Origin of the sequence: Amycolatopsis sp. GA6-003, from assembly GCF_046267895.1 — a bacterium.
Lineage (GTDB): Bacteria > Actinomycetota > Actinomycetes > Mycobacteriales > Pseudonocardiaceae > Amycolatopsis.
The window spans coordinates 7,668,965-7,691,385 of sequence record NZ_CP176499.1 but is presented as its reverse complement, the minus strand read 5'-3'; the positions used below and the strand labels follow the sequence as shown (position 1 = coordinate 7,691,385).

13 protein-coding genes are annotated in these 22,421 nt (G+C 66.1%); 7 read left to right on the top strand and 6 right to left on the bottom strand.

Annotated features, from left to right (window positions below; translation table 11 throughout):
- Positions 1–6 precede the first annotated feature (6 nt).
- Genes F9C12_RS34775 through F9C12_RS34765 form a run of 3 tightly spaced genes read right to left on the bottom strand, consistent with a single transcriptional unit; the run spans position 7 to position 3,424 of the window.
- Positions 7–567 carry a flavoprotein gene (locus tag F9C12_RS34775; protein WP_409463250.1) on the bottom strand — a complete coding sequence of 187 codons (561 nt, stop codon included), beginning with the start codon at positions 565–567 and terminating at the stop codon, positions 7–9.
- Between the two features lie 4 nt (positions 568–571).
- Entirely contained in the window at positions 572–1,810 is a 1,239-nt protein-coding gene (locus F9C12_RS34770; RefSeq protein WP_409463249.1) for a helix-turn-helix domain-containing protein, read from the bottom strand.
- A gap of 15 nt (positions 1,811–1,825) precedes the next feature.
- Positions 1,826–3,424: a hypothetical protein gene (locus F9C12_RS34765; RefSeq protein WP_409463248.1), complete on the bottom strand. Its 1,599-nt coding sequence runs from the start codon at positions 3,422–3,424 to the stop codon at positions 1,826–1,828.
- Positions 3,425–5,100: 1,676 nt separating this feature from the next.
- Between F9C12_RS34765 and F9C12_RS34760 the strand changes: the two genes are divergently transcribed.
- The 5 genes from F9C12_RS34760 (at position 5,101) to F9C12_RS34740 (ending at position 13,648) form a co-directional block, all read left to right on the top strand.
- A complete protein-coding gene (locus F9C12_RS34760; RefSeq protein WP_409463247.1) occupies positions 5,101–5,484 on the top strand; it encodes a hypothetical protein in 384 nt (127 codons plus the stop codon).
- Positions 5,485–6,303: 819 nt separating this feature from the next.
- Positions 6,304–7,338 (top strand): helix-turn-helix transcriptional regulator, encoded by a 1,035-nt coding sequence (locus F9C12_RS34755; protein WP_409463246.1) that lies wholly within the window; start codon positions 6,304–6,306, stop codon positions 7,336–7,338.
- Between the two features lie 411 nt (positions 7,339–7,749).
- A complete protein-coding gene (locus tag F9C12_RS34750; RefSeq protein WP_409463245.1) occupies positions 7,750–8,310 on the top strand; it encodes an RICIN domain-containing protein in 561 nt (186 codons plus the stop codon).
- A 699-nt stretch (positions 8,311–9,009) separates the two neighbouring features.
- On the top strand, positions 9,010–12,468 hold the full coding sequence (locus tag F9C12_RS34745; protein WP_409463244.1) for a hypothetical protein: 3,459 nt from the start codon (positions 9,010–9,012) through the stop codon (positions 12,466–12,468).
- Positions 12,469–12,661: 193 nt separating this feature from the next.
- Positions 12,662–13,648 carry a hypothetical protein gene (locus tag F9C12_RS34740; protein WP_409463243.1) on the top strand — a complete coding sequence of 329 codons (987 nt, stop codon included), beginning with the start codon at positions 12,662–12,664 and terminating at the stop codon, positions 13,646–13,648.
- Positions 13,649–14,151: 503 nt separating this feature from the next.
- Here F9C12_RS34740 and F9C12_RS34735 read toward each other — a convergent pair.
- Entirely contained in the window at positions 14,152–18,021 is a 3,870-nt protein-coding gene (locus tag F9C12_RS34735) for a hypothetical protein (protein WP_409463242.1), read from the bottom strand.
- Positions 18,022–18,209: 188 nt separating this feature from the next.
- Between F9C12_RS34735 and F9C12_RS34730 the strand changes: the two genes are divergently transcribed.
- Together F9C12_RS34730 and F9C12_RS34725 are read left to right on the top strand one after the other, a co-directional pair.
- Entirely contained in the window at positions 18,210–18,539 is a 330-nt protein-coding gene (locus tag F9C12_RS34730) for a hypothetical protein (protein WP_409463241.1), read from the top strand.
- Between the two features lie 235 nt (positions 18,540–18,774).
- Positions 18,775–20,106: a NucA/NucB deoxyribonuclease domain-containing protein gene (locus tag F9C12_RS34725; RefSeq protein ID WP_409463240.1), complete on the top strand. Its 1,332-nt coding sequence runs from the start codon at positions 18,775–18,777 to the stop codon at positions 20,104–20,106.
- Between the two features lie 659 nt (positions 20,107–20,765).
- Here F9C12_RS34725 and F9C12_RS34720 read toward each other — a convergent pair.
- Both F9C12_RS34720 and xerC read right to left on the bottom strand, forming a co-directional pair.
- Positions 20,766–21,461, bottom strand: a complete 696-nt coding sequence (locus F9C12_RS34720; protein ID WP_409463239.1) for a hypothetical protein — start codon at positions 21,459–21,461, stop codon at positions 20,766–20,768.
- Between the two features lie 166 nt (positions 21,462–21,627).
- Positions 21,628–22,368: a tyrosine recombinase XerC gene (gene xerC / locus F9C12_RS34715; protein ID WP_409463238.1), complete on the bottom strand. Its 741-nt coding sequence runs from the start codon at positions 22,366–22,368 to the stop codon at positions 21,628–21,630.
- Between the last annotated feature and the right edge of the window lie 53 nt (positions 22,369–22,421).

Sequence of the window (22,421 nt, the reverse complement as noted above, 5' to 3'; positions counted from 1 at the left end):
CCTGCCTCAGCTCTCGACCGGCACGGCCTTATCGATCGCGTCAAGCATCGCCGACCAGGGCAGATCCCGGCCGGGAGCGCTGCGCGGCTCGTGCAGCGGCCACACGTCGTCGCCGTAAAGCAGGTCGACGCCGACGCGCCGAAGGTTCTCGATGTGCATCTCCCAGAACGGCTGACGCGCATGCGCCGCGTTCACGCGCGGGAACACCACGACCGGCAGGTTGCGTGTGCCAATGGCCTCGTTAACCTGCGTCAACGCCTGATTGTCCGCGATGCCGAGCGACATCTTCGCGACCACGTTCGCCGAGGCCGGCGCGACCATGTAGCAGTCCGGCGCAGGATGCGGACTGCGCTCCGAAGGCGACCGCGGCTCGACCCGCACCGGGTAGCCCGTGGCCTCCTCGATCTCCGCCAGCGCACCCGACTCGGTCAGCCAGCGCCCAGCCGTCGGAGTCAGCGTCACCGCGACCGTCCACCCCGCAGCCTGAGCAGGACGGATCAGCTTCGGAAGAAGATCTTCAACCCCACCAGCACCGGAACCGACCATGCCGAGAACACGCGACGTCATCCGCCTACCTCACCGCGCCGCAGCGCTCAGCCAGCGCCAGCAGTGCCGAGGACTTCTTGCCCGCCGACGCCGGAGCACGCCGATACATCGACCGCACCACCTCACGCACCATCGTGTTGTGCCGAACGACGGTCGGCGCTTTCGTCTCGGCCTCCAGCAACGCGTCAAGCGCTTCGTCGTCCTTCGCAACGAGGCTCAACGCCCGCGCGAAGTCGATTAGGTGCGTGACCTGTCGCTCCACCGGCAAGTGGTCGACGTTGATCTGGGGCGCGGATTCGATCTCCTGCCCGACGTCGCCGAGATCCAGCGCCGCCGACAACTGGTGCAGCTCGACGTTGACCGGTCCGAACCCGGTTTGCCAGTAGTTCGCGTCCACGCCGAGCTGATCCGCCGCCCGGCCCGCGTGGCCGAGAAGGTCATTCGCCGTCGACCGGTCCTGATGCCGAGCCGCAGCCACCGCCGTGCGGAGGTAGAGCATCCCGTAGAGGCTCAACGCCGCCGGATCACCTTCGGCCATGCGCGGCAACAGCCACTTCGCCGCGACATCGCCCAGCTCCAGCGCGTCATCGAACCGGCCCACCGCCAGCAGCGCATGCGTCCCCGACCGCGCGGCCGACGCCAACACCAACGGATCATCCGCATCATCAGCAGCCTGCATCGCGCGCTCCGCCGCGATCCACGCGAGGTCAGCTTCTCCGATCTTGCTCAACGTGGTTGCCGCCAGGTGGTGAACCCGGGCCGACACCGCCGCGCACGCCCGCTTGTACGTCGCGTCATCCGAGGACGCGGCCTCCATCGCCTGGCTGGTCTTGATCAGACCGGGCAGCCCCGCGACGACCCGGCCGAGTTCGCCGTTCTGATAGCTGGACCAGGCACCCTCTACCAGCTGCGCCACCGGCGCGGGGTCGATGTACTCGGGCGACATCGCCGAGGAAAACAAGGTCCGGGAGAGCCGACGCGGAGCCATCAGCGCATCCCGGATTGCCGGGACGTCGTCGTTCTTCTCCTGGTCCTCCAGCAGGACCGGTTCGCCGAGCAAGTCGCCCAACGTGACCCGCAGCGCCTGCGCGACCTCCGCCAGCACGTCCAACCGGCGGATGTCCCGCTCGCCGCGCTCGATCTTGCTCAACCAGTCCTCGGTGCGGCCCACCAGGTCAGCAAGCACCGCCTGCGACAGCCCACGCCGCCGCCGGTAGAAGGCAATACGCTCCCCGATGCTGAGCTGGTCACCCGCACCACGCATGATCGCAGGTTAACACTATTCGCCAGCCGAGTCCTGATGAGGAACTGCCCAAAGCAACAGCATCTCACTTCGCTCAGCCGACTTCTTCACCGAGAAACCTTCCATTTCGTACACTCTACGCGCTGCAGAAAGTGCAATTTCAATTGCGCGGTTGCGAGCCTTAAAAGTATCGTCAAGCGACGGTTCGTCACTTGCCCCATGAACGAGCTTACTTCTCATGTTGTATATCTTTTTAAGCTCCCGAAATAGGGATACCCTTGCGGGGTAGTCAGTCGACTCCAGGAGGTTTGCGAGCGATCCGCACACGCGCACAGTGGTCTCAGGTGTTCCACTAAACATATTTTCCCATGCCATCACCGCGTCAATCAAGCCATCAACCGCATCGAAGCGCTCGCTAACCGCAGAAAGGATTCTTCGTATCGCAATATCTATATTTCCCCCGTCTCTTGAAATGCGGGCGTACCATTCTGATGCCAACCGGGCCTGGTCACCCGAAAGCTCACTGCTAGGTCCGGCGAAATTCCGAGACATCTCGTGCACTCGATGTCCATTACCCAGAGGACTTAAAGATGCCAACCCTTCTTGGCGGGCAGTGATGTAGTTAGCGCCATCCGAGCTACACAAAAGAGCGAATCGCACATCGTTAACCAAATCTCGGATCTCCTTATGCCAGCTTTCGTATGCTTTCTGATGCTGGCCAGGGTCACTCACCGCAAGTTCTTGACCCATTCTCCACTTAGATACCTCTAGCAGCTCAAATGCTACCTCGGCCACCAAAACTGCCGTTATTCCAGAGTTTGCTGGAAGAAGGACGAAGTCATCTGACTTAACTCGACGGAGAATGCATTCGCCAAAAGCGACTTCCTCCGTCAACGGGACTACTCCGCTCAAGCCCACTATAACTGGAGTTGAAATCTTTTCCCTGCGTGCCAGGGAACGCGCATCAAAAAGGGCGCAGGTCACCGCATCAACAAAATTAGCATAACCGTACTTACCAAGCATAACCTGACGATGGTATCCAGCAGACAGGAGTTGCATCGCAAGCATTACCAACTGGTAAGTAAATCCGGCCCCGGAAGAAAACCTAATAAATGAGCCCAACTGAGCCGCTTCATCAATGTTGTCCATACCAGAATTTTCGCGACCCGGAAACAGCTTGCACAAGTCACTATCTTCCAAGACAGCCTGCGCGAAAATCATATGAAGCGGATGCTGGTACAACTCAGCACCAGGCCCGAAAAAGTGAGCAAAACCATCTTCTCTGATCGGCATCAAGTAGAAGGGGTAGAGATCACGGGCAAGTGCTTGCAAAAGCCCCGCACAGGCGTCCGCGGAATTGGAAACCTCGTACACCTCTCCCCCACAGCGCATCCGCCACAGATTAGCCAATGAGGTATTGCAATCACTTTGATGGCGAAGGATAACACTCGACACTGCCATTGATTGCTGAATTGCCTCTTGCCCCGACACTCCTACCTGGATTATCTCAAGTTGGCCCAATACACTCTGTCGGGCCTCTGACCAACTCGCTGTTGGCGTTTCCAGATCACCCGCTTCACACGCGAGAATGTAACAAAGAAGGTCTACCCCGAACAGCTTCTTAAGTTCGTCCATTTCGACACCTCGGAGGGTAAAGAGATTCCTAAGCGGCCAACTGCCGAATTTGGCTCTATGGGATCAAGGGCGCGCCGCCGGGCGGCGCGCCTGCTGCGGTCCGTAGCCCCTCGCCTGGGCGGCCGCCGCGATCCCGGCACGGCGGGCTCCCGCTCCGCTCCGCCCACCGGCCGGGCCGCGCGGCCGCCAGCGGTGCCGGACCCCAGCGCCGCCCGCCAGCAGCACACAGGACCCTCGCGCCAGAACCGGACATCCCACCCATGCGGAAACAGTCGCCGATGATCCTCGACCTGTTACGCAGAAGCATCGCCTAGAGCCACCCCGAAGCCTGATCGTGACAACGGTCGGTAGCACCGCGTCAAGGCGGGAAAGCGTGCCTTGACCCGGCTCTACCGACCGCGTGGGAGCTTCGTATCGGGGTTGGGGGAAGTGTGGGCGGGTAAGATACGGGCTGAGCGGGCGAGCGTCAGGCACCGCCAGAGAGCATGATCATCTCCCCGGTTTTCCCCCGGAAAACGATCGCAAAAGACGAGAATCAGCGACCGAGCATGATCATCCGCGAAGCACGCCCGCGCAGGTGAAGACCAAGATCCGCAGATGACGAGAACCAGCCACTGACCTGGTCTTTGACTCCGTAGGTTCTGGGTTCGAGCCCCAGGCGGCCCACCACATTCGTAACACGTTGACCAGCGCAAACACTTCCAGGAAGATCCACTTCGGGACTGTGTGTCCAGGCCAATGTGCTCCGTTTCGCCTCCGTTTGCTCTGCTGTGCCGATTTTGCCGCCGGATCCGAAAGCCTGCGGCGCAGGTCCGACCGAGGTGGGACCGGACGCCCAGTGCGGCGGGACCCTTGCTCTAGCCCGAGTTGCCGCACACACGACTGCGAGACCTGTCGACTCCGATCCGGTGGGCGCCCGCAGCAACCCTAAGCGGCGGGACCGTCGCAACGAGTACCTCCTCGCGCGGTGGGCAGCTATCGCCGGGCGTCCTCGCGCGGCCACCAGCGCACAGTGCCGTCGACGAGGTCGGCAGTGTGTTCGGGCGCGTCGTCCGGGTAGTTCTCCCAATGGGATTCGCCCGGCCCGTCGTGGATGCGGACGCCCTCGGCGTAAACGGCGAATGGAAGGGCCCGGCGGTGCCGTGGGGACGCTGCTCGATCCAGTGGCGGGCCTCGTCCTCGGTCTCAGCGTCGTGTTCGGCGACGCTGTCGTCATCGCCGATGCCCAGCATGATCGCCGCGCCGAATCCGGTACGGACCTCGGCGGTGGTCTCGGGGCTCAATGCGGTTCCCCCCCTTTTGCCGTGCTCCGACAGCAACCTTCAGCATGCGCTCGTTCCGACGAACCTGCCAGTCACCTCATAGAGCTTTGTTCTCGGCATCATCGCCGATCGTGCCCTCTTGTCGAGAAGATGGGGTATGCGTGCGCCGAGGCCGGGGAATTGGCTGGCGTTGTTGCCGGTTTCGGCGCGGTATTTAGGTTCGTTTAGTTCGAGCAGCAGAGCCGGATGGCCGCTTCGACGATGGGGCGGCAAGCGGAGCGCTGGCAGCGTATTCGCCGATCCACCACAGCTGCAAGGCTCGCGTGTCAGTATTGAACTGGCACGCTGCAGCACGCCCTCGCCTTTCGAGAGGGCTGCTGGTTCAACCTGCAGGTAGTCGTCCGGCGGGGCTCGGTGGACGAGGCGACCTGGACAGGGTTGACCGACAGGCATGCCACAAGAGGCTTTCCTCCGGAACCGACCGACGCCGACCTGAAGTTCGGAGTCCGTTTTCCTGATGGCTCGAAGGCCGCCACTGTTGGCGACGCCTTCCGCAACTGCGCGAACCCCGCCGATCGACCGGAAGCTCCCAGGCTCGTCGACGCGGGCGGCGGATTCAGCAGCGATGACCAGCATTACCAGAGCGATCAACGCCTATGGCTCTGGCCCCTTCCCCCACCCGCCCCGTTCGAGTTCGTCATCGAGTGGCAGACAATGGGCATCAATACCACCCCTTCGACAATTGACGGAAGTGTCATCTTCCATGCGGCGGAGCGAGCTCAGCCGTACTGGCCATGACCGGGCGAATCTCGCATCCAAGCATATCGCGCGCAAGTTGCGCACCGTCAACCTACGACAAATCAATGCGCCACGAACATTCAGCCCGCGACGGTTACCATAAATCCACGTTGCACAGCCAAGGAGTCGACCGTGAGAATCCTGGGTACAATTTCCGCCCTGGCCACGGCGGGAACGTTGCTGACGCTGACTACTGCATCCACGGCGGAGGCAGATCCACGCACAAGTTCGCGTCAAACACTGCTGCCGTTTAGCAACGGGTGCCAATCCTCCGTTCCGCCGGATTGCAGATGCGGTCAATACAACGTCTTTTGGGGTTGGTCAACCTGCAGGGAGCGAGCACACAGGGTCTTTGTTTACTGCTGGAACATTCCCGAACCGCTGGTTGGAGAATGGGCAAATAAGGGTGAATACTCCAGTGCTGAATGCCCCAGAAGTCACGGGATAGTGGCCATGGACCTAGACATTCCAGACTAGGAAAGCCAAGTAGCAAGGATTGCGCAACGAGCCACTACACCCGAACGTGCCGAAGGCGCCCCCCGCCCAGCGACCTGGACGGGGGGCACGCTGTTTACGCAACTCTGCGGCACATCCTCGCTTTCCGGGAGGCCCGCTGGCCAACCTGCAGTCTCGACGGCGGCCCGGGCCGGCATTCCGCAGCAGACGGCAGGCCCTGATCCGTCCGGCGTATTCGGCGAGAGCGGCGCATCCGTCGGCCCGAGCGGGCGCGCGGCATAGCATCCGTGGTGGTCTGGTTAGTGTGTTGTCGGGCTGGGCGGGGCGGAGGATCCTGGAGGGGTGGCTCGGTCAACGGAGCAAGTGGCGCGGGAGCTCGCGGCTCTGCCCGGACGGGGACTCGGCGCGAGGGACCTGGGAGAAGCGCTGTCCCGGGCTATCGCGCCGTTGGTGGCGCACGACGCGCTCCGGCTACTGGGATACTCCCCGAACACGCAGGGCGGCCTCGGTGCCTTCGCGTTCATCCACGGATACGAGGCCGATTTCGGCCGGGCGCTTTACCGCGGTCTCTGGAGCGGCGACGATCCCTGCCCCTTGAGCGTTCTCCAGCAGCAGCCGGTTCCCGGCGGCGTGGCAGGCAGCGGCGGCGGACCGCGGCAACGGTCGACGCGGCGGATGTTCGGCCGCTACGGCGTCAGGTGCGAATTGCGGGTGGCGTTGTGCTCCGCACGCGGCCTGTGGGGAACGGTCGGCCTGCTGCGCGCGGAGCACGCGCAACCGTTCACCGAGCACGACACCGTTTCCGTCGCGCAGCTCACGACCGCGCTGATCGGCGTGCTCCGGCGGCATGTCGCCACCGGCCCGCTGACCCCGGCCGGGCCCGCGCTGCCCGCCGGCGTGCTCGTCCTCGACGCCGACGACCGGATCCGAGCAGCCACTCCGGACGGTCGAAACTGGCGCGACCAGCTCCACCGCCCCGACGCGGGCCCGGACTGGGCACTCGACGCCGGGCTCGCCATCCTGGCGGCGCAGGCACGCGCCCGCGGCGACGACCGGCACACCGCGGCCCCGCTGTTCGTGGGGCCGGCCGCGAGCTACGGACACTGGGTGGCGGTCCAGGCACAAGCACTTGGCGGCGAGAGCGACAGCGCCGGGGACGTCGCCGTCGTCATCCAGCAGGCCACCGGCGAAACGCTGCTGCCGTACTTCGGCGACTGGCACGGACTCACCGCCCGCGAACTGCAGATCGTGTCCCAGCTCTACCGGGGAACAGCGCCGAAACAAATCGCCCGGCACCTCGCCGTGTCCGTGCACACCGTCAACGAACACCTCAAATCCGTCTACCGCAAGACGGGGGCCGACGGGCGAGACCACCTGGCCGCCGCCCTCAACGGCTGAACCGCACAGAACACAGCGACGCGGCGGCGCACCGTCCCGCATCCGTCGTGCCTCCCCGGCCTGTCGACGATTTGCGCCCGTTTCAGGGCTGGCCTCCGCCTCCGTCATCAGCACATGTCGGCGGCCGCTGGCCTGCCTGCGCCCGGCGGCGAACACGGCCGCCGTCAACCCTCAAGGTTCGGTATTCCCGGCACGTCCGGGGCCGGGCCACAGTGGTGATCGCAGCCGGGCCGGTCGAGGCCCGGGGGCGGCCGCTCGGGAAGGGGTTCCGCAGGAACGCCGAACCGCTCACGACGCTCTACGCGAGACCACGACAAGGCGAGGAACCCGACAGTACCCCGGCCATCGCTTCCCCATACCAGAAACCGCTCCCCCGTCCCAGGTGCGCGGACGATCCGAAAAGAGGAAAAGATGAAGAAGAACCAAGGATTCAGCCGCGCCACGATAGCGTGCCTGGCCACAGCGACGACAGGCATCGGCCTGCTGGTCGCCGGCCCGGCGACCGCGACTGTGCCGAAGCCTGGGCCCCTGCCCGCGGACGCAGCACACCCACGCTCCGCACCGGCAGCCCAACGCCCGGGCGAAAAGCTGTCGGGAGTCATGATCGTCTGGACCGGGAACAACCTGTGCCTGACAGTCCGGGGAGCCAACCCCGGACCGGGCGCGGCGGTCAGCACCGAGGGATGCACCGGAAGCCCCGAGCAACGATGGTCCTTCGAAGGGAACGGCACGATCAAAAGCGAACTCGGCACCTGCCTGGACATCGACTGGAACAACGCCGGCCGAGGCGCAGGCGTGAACACCTGGACGTGCTACGGCGGAGACGCCCAGCAATTCCACACAGAAGGAGCCTCGCTGCGCAACCTCGACAAGAACTGCCTGGACGTCTCGTTCGGCAACACCTGGTTGGGGGCTTCGGTGCAGATGTGGCAATGCGATGGCGGCGGCACCCAGGCATGGCGCGTCGGCTGACCAGTCCGCAGCCCCCGTCAAGGACGGCGGCGAGACTCTCGCGAGGCCACTTCACTGAAAATGCCGTCGGCCGACTCAGCCGCACGGGGCAGGTGTCGTTCGCGGGACCAGCGGTCGCGTCCCAGCCAGGCCCGACGGTGACGGCTCGGTGACGACGGCGCGGTACGACAGAACACGTCAACGGCAAACGGCAGCAAACCGCAACGGCGTCCGGCAGTACGCGAGGTCGGTGGGGATCGACACCGCGCGGGAAGCGCATGGGCATTCAATTCTATTGCGTTGGCAGGGGTTTCACGACATTGACTGGCCAGCAGTCCTGACGGCACAGGCGGGGCGTCAGGCAGGCGGGCAGCCGCAAGGACTGCCGGGGCGTCGACGAACACGTCGGTGACAGCGAGTCGCCAGTTGCGCGAGAGACAGCCGCCGTACTCCGCTCCGGCGGGACGTCGATTCCCGCCGGAGAAATTTCCGCTCACGGGCAGCGCACCACCCGGAGATCAACCGGTCGCCGCGAGAACTGTCGACAGGGACGGTATGCACCGATGAAACGAGGATTGTTCGGAAACCGCTGGATGCGGCAGGCGATCGCCGGCGGCGTGGTCGCCACCATGCTGGCCGGGTTCGCGCAACCCGCGCGAGCTGCGCCCGCGCTCCCCCCGGCCCCCGGTCCGCGCCGCGGGCGCCGTCACGCCGCAGGCCATGGATGCCGCTCTGTTCAGCGCTTATCTGAGGGTCAACGACAAAGCCGACGCCGACCGGCTGTTCGTGCTGTCGGCGGACCTGTTGAGCTGGCGGGCGCACAACACCGGCGCGAACGCGGACGAGGTCAAGAACCATCTCGCCGGCCAGCAGCAGAAGATCGCCTCGGCGCTCACCGCCGCCGACGCCAAACGCGGTCCCCAGAAACGGATCGGACGCATGCTGGAGGCGATCCTCAGCCCGGACGTGGCCGACCTGGTCAACATCGTCGCGGGCCGCGACCGGCCGCCGTCGATCGACAAGGTGGTCAACCGGATCAACGGCTCACAGGAGCAGTTCAACAGTCCGCAGTTCCTCTACAAGCTGCAGACCGACACCTTCGCCAAAGTCTCCGAGCGCGCCAAGAACGACGCCGCGTTCCGCGAGGCCTGGGACGAGGTCATCGGCAAACCCGCCGGCGTGCGCGCAGGCGCCACCGCGCAGGAGATGGCCAGTTCGCCCGAACTGGCCGCAGTCCTCGACGTGCCCAAGCTGCTGGCCGCCGCCGGCAGCGCCGAAAGCGTGCGCGACGAGGTCGCGCGACAGGTCGCCGGGCAGCGGTCCGCCATCGAGGCGGTCCGGACCGAAAGCGCGAATTTGCTGCACATCGTGGTGCACATCCACCTGCCCGGCAGCTCGGAGACCCCGGACGAGAAGGCCGCCAAAGCCGCCGAGGCGGCCGGAAAGGCCCGCCAGGACAAGATCGACAGCGCCAAGGCCGGACTGACGGGGGCGACCGAGTTCGCCGGGCTGTGGTTGCCCGAGATCCCCGCCAAGATCGGCACCGTCGGCAAGGCCGCCGCCGACATCGCCTCTGCTGTCAGCAAGTTCGCCGAGGTCGCGCAGATCGTCGGGATCGTCAGTGCGATCGGCTCGCTGGCCAGCGTCGCGCTCACCGGCAACATCCTCGGCGCGGCCACCTCGATCATCGGGCTGTTCATGGGCGGACCCGACTCCAACGCGCTGATCATGGAGGAGCTAGGGAAGATCCACAAGGACATCGCCGAGCTGCGCAAGGACATGACCGAGCGTTTCGACCGGATCGACAAGGCGCTGCGCGAGACCTACGACAAGATCGACGCGCAACTCGCCGAGATCAAGCAGAGCACGCGCGACATCCGGGAGACCGCACGGGCGGTGTCCGCCCAGCTCTCTCAGCTCCAGGCGCAGATGCAGACCTTCGGGGCCCTGACCCTCAAAGCGATCGGCGACAACGAGCGCGCCCCCTGGCTCACCGCCGCTAACGGGTTCGTCGACTACCAGGCGACCACGGGCATTCCCATCTCTCCCTATGAGAAGTACTACGAGCAGGCGGAAAACGCGTTGCACACCGCCGCCACCCAGCTGGCGACCGACGCCGCCTACGTCGTGCCCGCCTCGCAGTACCCGTCGGCGGACCTGAACACGGTGCTGAACACGCACGGCCCGGTCGGAACCATCGGCTACCTGTCCTGGTACGCCAAGGCCCGATTCGACCACGACTTCCCGGCGCCGGACGCCGACACCGTGGGCAACGTCGCGCTGTGGCAACTGGCCGCCAACGCCTACAGCAAACTGTCCGCGCAGAACCCGGACTTCGCGGGCAGGCTCAAACGCTACCGCGGCGAGGGCGTCGCGCTGATGGGCCAACGCATCCTGAACGCCAGCACCGCGTTCAGCAAACCGGACCCGGCCAAGCCGCTGAACCCGCTGTTTACTGGCCTGACCGCCGACTACGACAACTCAGTCGACGAACTGGCCGGGACTGTCGCCCGCCAAGCCCGCGACCGCGTCGTCGCCGACACCAGGCACAGCTTCCGGCTGTTCGGCCCGCCGACCCAGCCCGCTCCGCAAGGACCGGAGAGCCCCGAGGAGATGAACCCGTGCTACCAGGCCAAACGGCCGTTGAAGAAGCCGCTCAGCATCACCGTTTCCCGGCTCGGCCCAGCCACCACCTTCGCCCGATACATCAACGACGGCCCGGAGGCGCACGGACTGGACTACCGCCAGTGCTGGCTTCCGAACCTGACGAACACGAGGACCGCGGAGGACAGCCAGACGATCTACAAGCTCGGCGACCTCAGCATGGTGGTGTACAGCCAAGTGACCGCGCCGGACATCGGGCCGGTGAACCTCAACCGCAGCGAAGCGACGATGTTCCGCAGCTTCGTTTACGAATCGATCGACAAACGGACCGGCACCGTCGTCTACCACAAGGACTTACAGGACGCCCTCTACGAAGCATGGTCACCAGACGACCTCCTCCGCAACGAGTTCGACCGCACCGCGACCTGGTTCCCGATCGCCGACAGCGACGCGGCACTGGCCCGCACGATGACGAAATACCTCGACGGCAAGCGGATCGAATACTACACGCGCGCCATCGACCAGATCACCACGCAGCAGGCCGCACGACGCACCAACGACGATCTGCGCCTGCTGCAGGCCTACACCGAACTGGGATTCCCCCGCGCGCTGCAGTCCGACGAGCAACTGCGCGCGCTGTTGTTCGGGAGCAAGCCGCTCCACGGCGGCGACCACCTGGTCGAGGCGTTCCAGCAGGCGGCCGCGAACGTGCAGAACAAAAAACCCGTGCTGGAAGCCCAGCAGCAGACCGAGAACTGCCCCGCAACCGACGAGGCGGTCGACCCGGTGGCAACCTGCCTGCAACAGACCGCGCACGCCCGCATGGCCCGGCTGCGCGACCAATACGCCCAGCACTTCGCCGAGCTGAAGGCGGGAACATCAGTGCAGACGCACCCGGTGCTGGAGACCACGCTGCGCAACGTAGCTCTGGTCAACAACCTGGTGCACTGGGGCCAGGCCACGGACAAACAGTCCGCGCAGAACCTCATCGCCGAAGCACGGAAACTATGGGACGACGGCAAACGCAGAGAAGCAGCGGAAAAGACCCTGGAAGGCATCGATCTGGCAGGCGAGATCGCCAAAATCGACCCGTCGTACCGGAGACAGTTCGCGGAGTGGGCCGCCTACCCGGCACCGAACTTCCTCGCCTCCGCCGACCGATACGACGACGCACAAAAAACCGGCGACGAGGCCATCGCACTGTACAAACAATTATCAACGGAAAACCCCGCCGACGACGAACTCACCTACCGCACAGCCAACGCGACCATGAACCTCGCCCAAGCACTCAGCAGCAAACGAGAACTATCCCCACAAGTCGCCGACTACGCCGTCAACGCGGTGGACACCATTCGCGCATTAGCGGCGAAGAACGCCAAGTACAAGCTCCAACTGGGCGACTGGATCCTGTACCCGACTATCGACTTCCTGGTCAACGTCGCCAGCAAACCTCTGGCAACCCAGCTCGCGCAGGAAGCAGTCGACATCTTCACCACGCTCAACCAGCAAGACCCGGCCAAGTACGGGCCGAAACTCGCCGCCGCGAAAAAGCGACTGGACGACCTCCAGCGCTGACTCCGCCGCTCGTCGCCGGAGCACGGCTGTCAACCCGGCTTCCCGGCGGCGGCAATGCCTCGGCTGAGCTCCTCCGAAAGGGTCAGCTCAGCCGAGGCCGCACACGACCGCAGCGACCGACGGGAAGCCTGCGCGAGCGACACTCGCCGCTCTGCCGCCTGCGACGCCGGCTTCACCAGGGGAAGGAACCTCAATGAAATTCCGCTCACGACGGGTCAGGCTGCTGACCTTGGGCATCGTCGGCCCGATGATGCTCGCGTTCGCGCCAGCGCCCGCGTCCGCCAAGGAAACCTGCCCGCCGGTCGTCGGGGAAACCAGCGACCGCCCGGCGCTCGCCTGGCTCAAGCGTCTTCCCAACGAGCAACTGGTCGTGTACAGGGGAAAACCGGGCGACAACTCGCTCTACTTCACGAAATTCGGGTACTGCGGCGCCCCGGGGCAGCTTCCGGGAGCGAGCACCAGCCACGGCCCGGCCCTCGCCTGGTTCGCGGGCAGACTGTACCTGGCGTGGAAAGACGCAGGCGGCGGCGCGATCATGCTCTCCTCCACCTCGGACGGGATTTCCTGGGCACCGCCGCGGCACATCGTCCAGGACGGCGGCACGAGCAGCGCCCCCACGATGGCCGCCTACCGCGACACGCTGTACATCGCGTGGAAGGGCATCAACGACGACCAGCGCATGTTCATGTCCTGGAGCCTCGACGGCTTCAACTTCGGCCCGCAGCAACAGGCCGTTCCCGACGCGGGCACCAGCGACGGCCCCTCCATGGTCTCGACCAAGAGCGGGATCGCCATGGCATGGAAGGGTGTCCACGACGACCAGCGGATGTTCTACTCGCGCTACAACGGATGGTCCTGGGCCCCGCAACTGCAGGCCGCGCCCGACGCAGGCACCAGCCACGGGCCGTCGCTGACCACCACGCTGCCGGACAGCGACTACAGCGACGACCTCCGGCTGGTGTACAAGGGCGTCTTCGACGACGTCCGCGTGTTCACCGCCTACCTGAACCCGCACGGGCAATGGATTGCACAGGAAGAACTGCCGCGGGACTACTTCGAGTCGAATACCGGGCCGGCGGCACTGGGATACGGGGACAGCACCAACGTCATGATCGGCTGGAAAGGCAGCCGGGACAACACGCTCTACGGACGTTTCTGGAACGTGAGAGATCGCTGGTAGCCATCACGGCACCGGTGCCGGTCTCGGCCACCGCCGTGCCCGGTATCGCCAGGCGAGGCGGTGCCGGGCACGGCGGCGCGAGAGGCACCGGCGTCCGGCACCGCGCTGTGCCGGGCCAGAGCGAAGACGGACGTGGAGTGCCGGATTCACGAGTTCCGGCCGAAGATACAGCTCGCCGGAGGACTCCGCGTCGTCGCCTGTTCTGCCGCGAACGGCCGTGAAAGCGGCCGAGCCGTCGGCGTTCGGAATGACTGAGCGCGAACGAAACCCTCGGCAGCGGACTGGCCGGTTCATCCTTGGCGATCTCCACCAGAACCCGGCCGAGGCACGCTTCAGCCGCCTAGCACACCTCCCTCGTGCGCACCGGCCAACGGCAATTTCGCATCTGCCAGCCGCTGGCTTCGGGAGGCTGTGTCGCGTCCGTCCGCGCGCAACAACGACCAGGCCATAGGGTGAAGCGTTGCGTTGGTGCAGAAGAGTCTGGGCTGCAGTGGATGCGGCGGTCAGGCTGCGCAGGGGGGTCGGTACTCGACGTTCGGCAGGTACTGCGACCACTCCGCTTCAGTGATGGGTGGCGTCGCGTGGGCGCAGATTGTCGCCGCGACGTGTTCGGGGCTGGTGTCCCAGAGCCTGGCGGTTCCGTCGCCGCCCGCGGTCGCCAAGGCCAGGCCGTCGGGGTTGAAGGCGACAGCGTGGACGCCTTTGGCGTGGCCGGTCAAAACCGCCGACAGGGTGGGGTGTGCGGGGTCTTTGACGTTCCAGATGCGGGCGGTGCTGTCGTTGCTGCCGGTGGCCAGCGTTGCGCCGTCCGGGCTGAACGCGACGGAGGTGACGACGTCGGTGTGCCCGCTCAGCGTGGCGATCTCGCGGGGCGAGTGCGGGTCGCGGACGTCCCAGAGGCGGGCGGTGTCGTCGCCGCTGCCGGTCGCCAGGGTACGGCCGTCGGGGCTGAACGCGACGGAGTAGACGTAGTCGCGGTGGCTGGTCAGGGTCGCCGAGGCGGTGGGCTGTGCGGGGTCGGAGACGTCCCATAGCCGGGCGGTGTTGTCTCCGGCGGCGGTGGCCGCGGTTCTGCCGTCGGGGCTGAACGCGATGCCGAGCACTGCTTTCGTGTGCCCGGTGAGGCTGGCGAGGGCGCGCGGGCGACGGGGGTCGCTGATGTCGCGCAGGAGGATCAGCCGGTCGTTGTCGGTGGTGGCCAGGATCGGTGTGCGGGGGTTCAGCGCGACGGCGAACACGGTGTCCACCCACCAGGCGATGTTCGTGCCGCCGGGCAGCGTCGCGAGTTCGAGTTTTCCTTCGGGGGCGGTGACGTCCCACAGCCGGGCGGCGTTGTCGTTGCCGACACTGGCCAGCAGTCCGCCCGCGGAATTGAACGCGACTTGGCGAACCGGCTTGCCGCGGCCGGGAAGCGTGGCGACAGGGTCGGCGATCAACCGGTCGGCGAGGCGCCAGAGCCGGATGACGCCGTCGGTTCCGGCGGTGGCGAGGGTGTGGCCGTCCGGGGTGAAGCTAACGGTGTTGACCGCGTCGTGGTCGCTGGCGAGCGGCAGGGCGGGCAGGTCCCACAGCCGTACCGTGTGGTCGTAACTCGCGCTGAGGAGCGTTCGGCCGTCAGGGCTGAAGGCGACGGCGAAAACGGCGTTGGTGTGGCCGGTCAGGGTCGTCAATGCCCGCGGCTGCCGGGGGTCGGCGACGCTCCAGAGCCGGACGGTGTTGTCGACGTCGCCGGTGGCCAGCACTCGGCCGTCGGTGCTGAATGCTGCTGCAGTTACCTGGTTGTCGTGCGCAAGGGTCGCGAGCGGACGCGGACGCGCGGGGTCGTCGACGTTCCACAGCCGGGTCGCGTTGTCGTTGCCGGACGTGGCGAGGATGCGTTCGCGCGGGCGGAAGGCCACTTTCCGGACGGCGTCGCCGTGCTGGATCGAAGCCTCGTAAGGCCGCGGCTGCGCGGGTGCCGAAATGTCCCAGAGCCGCACGGTGTGGTCGGCGCTGCCGGTGGCGAGAACCCTGCCGTCCCCGCTGAAGCCTACGGAGTGCACGGGTCCGCGATGTCCGGTCAGGATCGCGACGCTGCGCGGCGCGGCGGGGTCGCCCATGTCCCACAGCCGTGCGGTGTTGTCGTCGGCTCCGGTGGCCAGGAAACGGCCGTCGGGACTGTAGGCGACGCTGTTGATCCCGCCGGTGTGGCCGGACGCGACGGAGACCTCCTGCGGGTGAACGGGATTGGCGATGTCCCACAGCCGTGCGGTGTTGTCGTGGCTGCCGGTGGCCAGGAAACGGCCGTTGGGACTGAAGGCCACGCCTTTGACGTTGTGCCCGTACCCGGTGAGCACGGCGACCTGGCGGGGACGGGGCGCGGCCACGTCCCAGAGCCGCACGGTCAGGTCTTCCCCGCTGCTGGCGACGAGGCGGCCGTCCGGGCTGTAGGCCGCGGATTCGACGTCGCCGGTGTGCCCGAGCAGTCGCGTGGCGTAGGGGGTCGCGCGGGCGGACAGCAGGCTCGAGCGCGCCTCCACGGTGGGCGCCAGCCGATACGCGGCCAGACTCAGCTGCGCGGCGAGCGCCGGGTTCGCGGCGCGCAGCGCGGCGGCTTCGCCGGCGACTTTCTGGGAGAGCGCGGTGTCGCGTTCGGACTTCGCCGTGTGCTCGGCGGTGACGGCGTAGCCGGTGGCCGTCGCGGCGGCGAGCAGCAGGACGGTCAGTGCCGCGACCAGCTGGCGCAGCCGCCGGGTCCGGCGGCGGGCGGCTGCCTGCTCTCGTGCGTCGGCGGCGGCGCTCTCGTCGAGGAAGCGCTGTTCCCGCGGCGTGAGGGCGGCGTCACCGGCGGCAGCCCACTCTCGGGCGAGAGCCAGGCGGGTGCCGCGGTAGAGGGCGCCGGGGTCGCGATGCAGGGATTCCCAGGCGTCGGTGGCATCGGTGAGCTGGCGGTGGATCCGCAGGCCGTCGCGATCGCGGGCGAGCCAGTTCCGCAGCCGCGGCCAGGACCGGATCAGCGCCTCGTGCGCGATCTCCACGATGTCGGCGTCCGCGGTGAGCAGCCGCGCTTGCGTGAGCCGGTCCAGCAGTCGTACGAGGTCGGGGTCGGCGGTGTCCAGTTCGTCGCGGGTGACCCGGCGTTTAGTGTCCTCGGTGCCCTCGCCGAGCGCGGTCAGCCGCAGGAACAGGTCCCTGGCAAGCCGTTGCTGGCGCTCGGTCAACGTCTCCCAGACGGTTTCGGCGGTGCGGGCCAGCGCGTGCGCGATCCCGCCGCTGGCCTCGTAGCCGTCGAGCGCGAGGGTGGTGCCGCGGCGCCGGCGCCAGGTCTCGACCATCGCGTGCGACACCAGCGGCAACGCCCCGGGCTGGCCGGCGGCGTCGGCGATGACCGCTGTCAGCAGCGCGGCCTCCACCGTCATTCCCGCTCGTTCGGCGGGCCGGACCAGCGCCTCCCGCATCTGCTGGGCGTTCATCGGGCCGATGAGCATCTGCGCGTCCGCGAGGGCCTCGACCAGGCCCGGGTGCTGCGCGCAGTGGGTGTAGAAGTCGGTCCGGACCCCGATCACCACCCGGGCCCGGCTGCCGGTCGCGGTGGCGGCGTGCAGCAGCGCTGCGATGAACCGGTCCCGCTCGTCCGGGTCGCGGCAGGTGGTGAACACTTCCTCGAACTGGTCGACCACCACCAGCAGTTCCGCACCGGGACCGGCCAGTACCGCGCCGATGCGCCGGTGCAGGTTCGCCGGGTCGGCGTTCAGCTCGGCGTGCACCTCCGCCGCGGATTCGCCCGTGAGCGACGCGAATTGCGCGGCACACCCTGCGAACGGGTGCCGCCCGGGCACGAACAGCACCACCTGCCGGGCGGCATCCGCGCCGGCGCCCGCCGCCTGCGCCCGGGCGACCAGACCCGCGCGCAGCAGCGACGATTTCCCTGCTCCAGAGGGGCCGAACACCGCCAGGAACCGCTGCGTCGCCACGCGACGCGACAATTCCTCCACCGCGGAATCCCGGCCGAAAAACCGCGCCGCGTCCTCCGGCTGAAACGCGGCGAGCCCGACATACGGACATTCCTGATCATCACGAGCGCCGCTTCCGGCCTCCTCGCCCGACGCATCCGTCCCGCTTTCCGCGGAAAGCGCAGAAACCAGCACACGCCACCGATTTTCCCACTCCGCGAGGTCGCCTCCGCACCCTTTCACGTAAGCCAGCGTGACCGACAGGCTCGGCAGCTTCCTGCCGGCCGCGGCTTCGGACAGGCTGGCCGCCGAATAGTGCGTCCGGGCACCCAGATCCCGGTACGTCGGGGTCCCCGCCTCCGCCCGCAGCCGCCGCAGACCCGCCGCGAACCGCAGCAACGGCGTCTCTTCCCCGCCCAGCGGGCGTTGCGGACGCGGCATGACCATCCCCTTCCCCGCAGGTCATTGTTCAGAGGTTGTTGTTCAACGTCCAGCACGCCGCATTGAACAACCCGGATGCACTACACCCGAAGGTCCGACCGCATTTCCACACCGCGACGAAAGCCGACGCCGGACTGTCACACCAGAGTCTGTGACTGGGGGAGGAAACGTGCACGCCGCTGCGAGCAATGCGATACAAGATCGACGGGCAAGAATCCAGGGCCGCGGGCCAGCCCCTCATCTGGACTGCCTGCCGGTCCGCGTACCAGGCCGTCGGACCAGGCCTCGCCGATCTCGCGGTCTCCCCGGACGATGGGACGGTGTTCACCGCGTCCGGTTCCCGTGATCATGTCGAGGCGTCCACCACCAAGGATTTTTCCCGCGCGGGTGCGTATCGCGCCGGGCAGTATCCGAACGCGGTTGCGGTCGGCGCGGTCGGCACCCATGTCGCGGCCGGGCTACGCGACACCGACATCTACTTCTATCGGCCGGGGGCGCTGATCCCGATCGGCGGGTGAATATCGGGCAGGAAGAGGTGCTCGCCCCGCGCGGCGTCGGTAGTTCGAGAGAAATCCGTCATGCCCCGCGAGACCGGACCGCACGCGGCATGCAAAGAAGGGAGAGCGAATGAAAAGAGAACGAATATCAGCCGTGGCCTTGGCAGCAGGTCTTGTCTCACACGGCGCGTTCCTCGCGTGTGACGAAAATCAGACACGTAAGAGGTTTGGGTTTAGTTTCTAACGAAAGGAAATCATGCCTTCCAAATACAATCATTGGGGCGCTTTGACGATTGCAATAGCTATAGTCGTCGGCACCGTCGCCTGGTCCGGTTTCGCGCGCGCCGAAAACCGGCATTTGCTCGACGACACGTCGTGGGACGGCGGCGGGCTTGCCTCCGCGTCCGTGGACCCGGCCGGACGGATCAGGCCGGCCCCTCACTCTCCACCGAGCCAGGGAACCTTGGAGGAGTCCATCACGAAGGCCATCAAGAGGAATGAGATATCAGACACGCGAAGCAGCGATCTGGACAGCACCGAGGAGACGCAGCGAATGATCGCGGCGGCGACCGCCGCTGTGGATCCTCCCCAAGCGATCCTCGACGCCTGCCTCGCCAACGACAACGCGGGCAAGCCCGGAGGCCACGTATTCAACCGCTACGTCTGGTGTGCGCGGAACAAGATCGCCGGCCAGACGATCAAGTATCCCCCCGGCGAGATCTCGGGTCAGTTCGTCGCCCCGTATCGGGTGATCGCGCTGGCTAACCCCTTCTACCGCAACGTCCACTACTACCTCCATGTGGACGACCTCGAGGACAGGGGCAACTTCTCGGCCTCAAGCCCGCTCACTATTCAAGTCGGCTGTCGAGATCTGAACGTGGGCTGCTCCGCCGACAAGGACCAGATCACACACGAACTCGGGGACTGGAAGAACGAGGGATGGGTCGACTGGAACCTGACATCGGACGAGACAGCGTCACCCCAGCGGCCAGAGAAGATGCTCCGGAACAATTTCTCAATGTTAGGCCACGCCACCGACAACATCGGAATCGACGTAGACCTTGACACCTGGACGAAGCCCAATTTCCGTTGCGACTCCGCGCCCTACTTCCTCACGAAAGCCTGCGTGTTCACTGATGTCATTCCCCGACTCAACTACGTGTACGGGGACGGCTACGACGAAGTCATAGACCATATCCGGCGCGCCCAGTACCATCCTGACCAGACGTATCCACAAAAAACGGGCAAAGTGATCCCGGGACGATATCCGCCTCCATCCTGGGACGACGGCCTGTTCCGCGTGAAATACAAGGGTGCTACCTGGAAACTGAATAAAGCGGCGAAAGACGCCACCTGTCCCGGGCTGCCGCCGCCGACGCAAGGACAAGATTGTGACGAATACCCGTTCGCCTCGACAAAACAAGGCGCTGGCCTGGGCGACGGAAACTTCTCGGTTCAGTACCTGAATGCGAGCCAGAACCGCAGCGCAGGCGGCAAACTGCCCGGATATTACACCTGGGACCGAATCTTCTACTGGGACTCGGTGCAAAAGCCGGCACTGGACGAGTTCTGGGTGAAAGCCGGGTAGGCCATCCCGGCACCACCCACACACTCCGCAATACCTGATCACAGATCACGGGGGCCTCGGTGGCTCTCACCGAGGCTAACCCCCGACATGGCCAGTGGCGTGATAAGGATCAAACGCGGGCACCTCATCAGTCCGCTGGAGTCCGGTCGAGGGCGGCCCAGATGGCGGTGATCTGCCGATCCAGCGCGGACAGCTCGGCAATGCGGTGGTCGATCAGCGCAGCGCCCTCGTCTTCACCCGTCGCCTGCGGACAGCGCTTCAGCGCGAAGGTGTTCCGTCAGGGCGGCATCACCTCATGCCCGCCTGTCCGAACAGCCTGTCCTGTGCCAGCGAACCGATACCACTCTGACCATCCAACTCAAGCCGCTCGGGGACGACACCAAAGAACGCACCGATCCCCGAGTCTGCGCAGCCATGATCGACGAAGCATGGGCAAAGCTCCGCTAGCCCCGGTGCCGATCTCTCAGCACGGTCCTGCTCAGGACCGCACCCAACGTTGCTTGTCGATTTCCCAGCTTCCGATGGAGTTCGAAGACTCGTCGCTGCAGTTCAGGATGCGTATCGGTCAAGAGGCGTTCTCCACGCGAGCGGGGTGGCCCCGACAGAAGCCGCGCCGACCAGAACCGGCTGGCATGACCGCGCACGACAGCGGACACCGGCTAGGCTCGGGCGATCACCGCCGGTGCCGACCGAGGCTCGTCGTGCCACTCCGCGCGAACCACCCGCGTCAACATGCGGGAGCGTTTCGCCCCGACCCCCAATGCTTTTCGCAGCACCTCCGCCGAGACCGGACGCTGATGCCGCGCACGATGCTCCGCGTCAACCTGCCGTGCCCGCTCCACCAGTTCAGGATCCAGCCCAACTGTTCTCTCACCAGCGCCCTCCGGCAAGGACTCATGTTGGACAGCGACTGACACACCAGGAGGCTGACCGACCGCCCCGTGCACGTCGACAAGCGCTTGCAGAAGTCCCGGGCCGACCTCAGACCAGCCAATCAGCAACAACGGCCCCACCGCATCGAACAACGCCCTGCCGACCTCACCAGCCACCAGTGGCTCAGCCACATTCAACGCCAACGTCACCACACTCGCCCCCACCAGCAACCGCCGTGCAGACCGCATGGTCGCTGGAGAAGCCCCGCACGCTGATAATCGACACACTGCGACCAGCAGCGCCACCACCGTCACATCAACCGCCGGCGCGACCAGCGGTGCCACCCAGACCGGCACACCCAGCCGAAGAGCGAGCATCAGCACATTCCCGAAACCGAACAGGAACGTCAGCCCAACCACCACCCCCACCATCACGCTCACCGCAGACACGACCGGATCACGCCGAACCACCGCCCCCGTCACGACAGCCACCTCAAAACGCGGTGCCAGACCAGGACTGGACTACGCGACACGAGCCGGCATTTACGAGCCCGAGGCGAGCCCGAGACCTCCACCACACGACAACACCGGCCGACACACCACAACACCGCAAGCACCCCGCGACCAGACGAAAAGGTCTTGTCCGGCATCACTCGACACCATCCGACAGGTCGAGCAGCGAACTCTTAACCAGCGGGTTCGGGGTTCGAGTCCCTGATGGCGCACCCTCACTCCCCAGGTCTTGAGATTCATTGACCTGGGGATTTTGGTTTTCCGGAAGCTTTTCTTCCGGTTCCGGACTGTCCACAATGGTCGGTGGCGAGCCCGAGTCGCGCCCGAGCTGTCGCGGTGCTGACCGCAGGCTGATCTTGGCGGTGGCCTCGGCCGCCGCGAGCGCGACTTCAGGCAGCACGGTGGTGTAGGTGTCCATCGTGACGGTGATCGAGGAATGCCGGAGCATGTGCTGCACCACCTTCATGTCCGCCCCGGCCGCGAGCGCGAGAGTGGCCGCTCCGTGCCGCAGGTCGTGCAGCCGGATCGGCGGCAACCCGGCCTGACGTGCCAGCTCCTGAAACCGCGCAGTGACATCGGCCGGGTGCAGCGCGCTGCCATCGGGCTGGGTGAACAACAGCCCGCTGTCGACCCAGTCGGCACCGAGCCGCGCGATCGCCTCATCCTGGTCTGCCAGGTGCTGACGCAGTACGAGCACCGTGCCGCCGTCCAATGCGACCAGGCTCTCCGACGACGTCGTCTTCGGAGCGGACTCGCCGGTTTCCCAGCCGTACTGCACGATCTGGTTCGTCACGTCCAGCGCGGCGGAGTCTAGGTAGGTGTCGACGCGCCGTTGACCGCATGCTTCCCCGCGCCGCAGCCCGACGTGAGCGATCACGTGGAACAAGGGATACAGCGGGTCGTGGACCGCGTGGTCGAGGAACCGGCCGG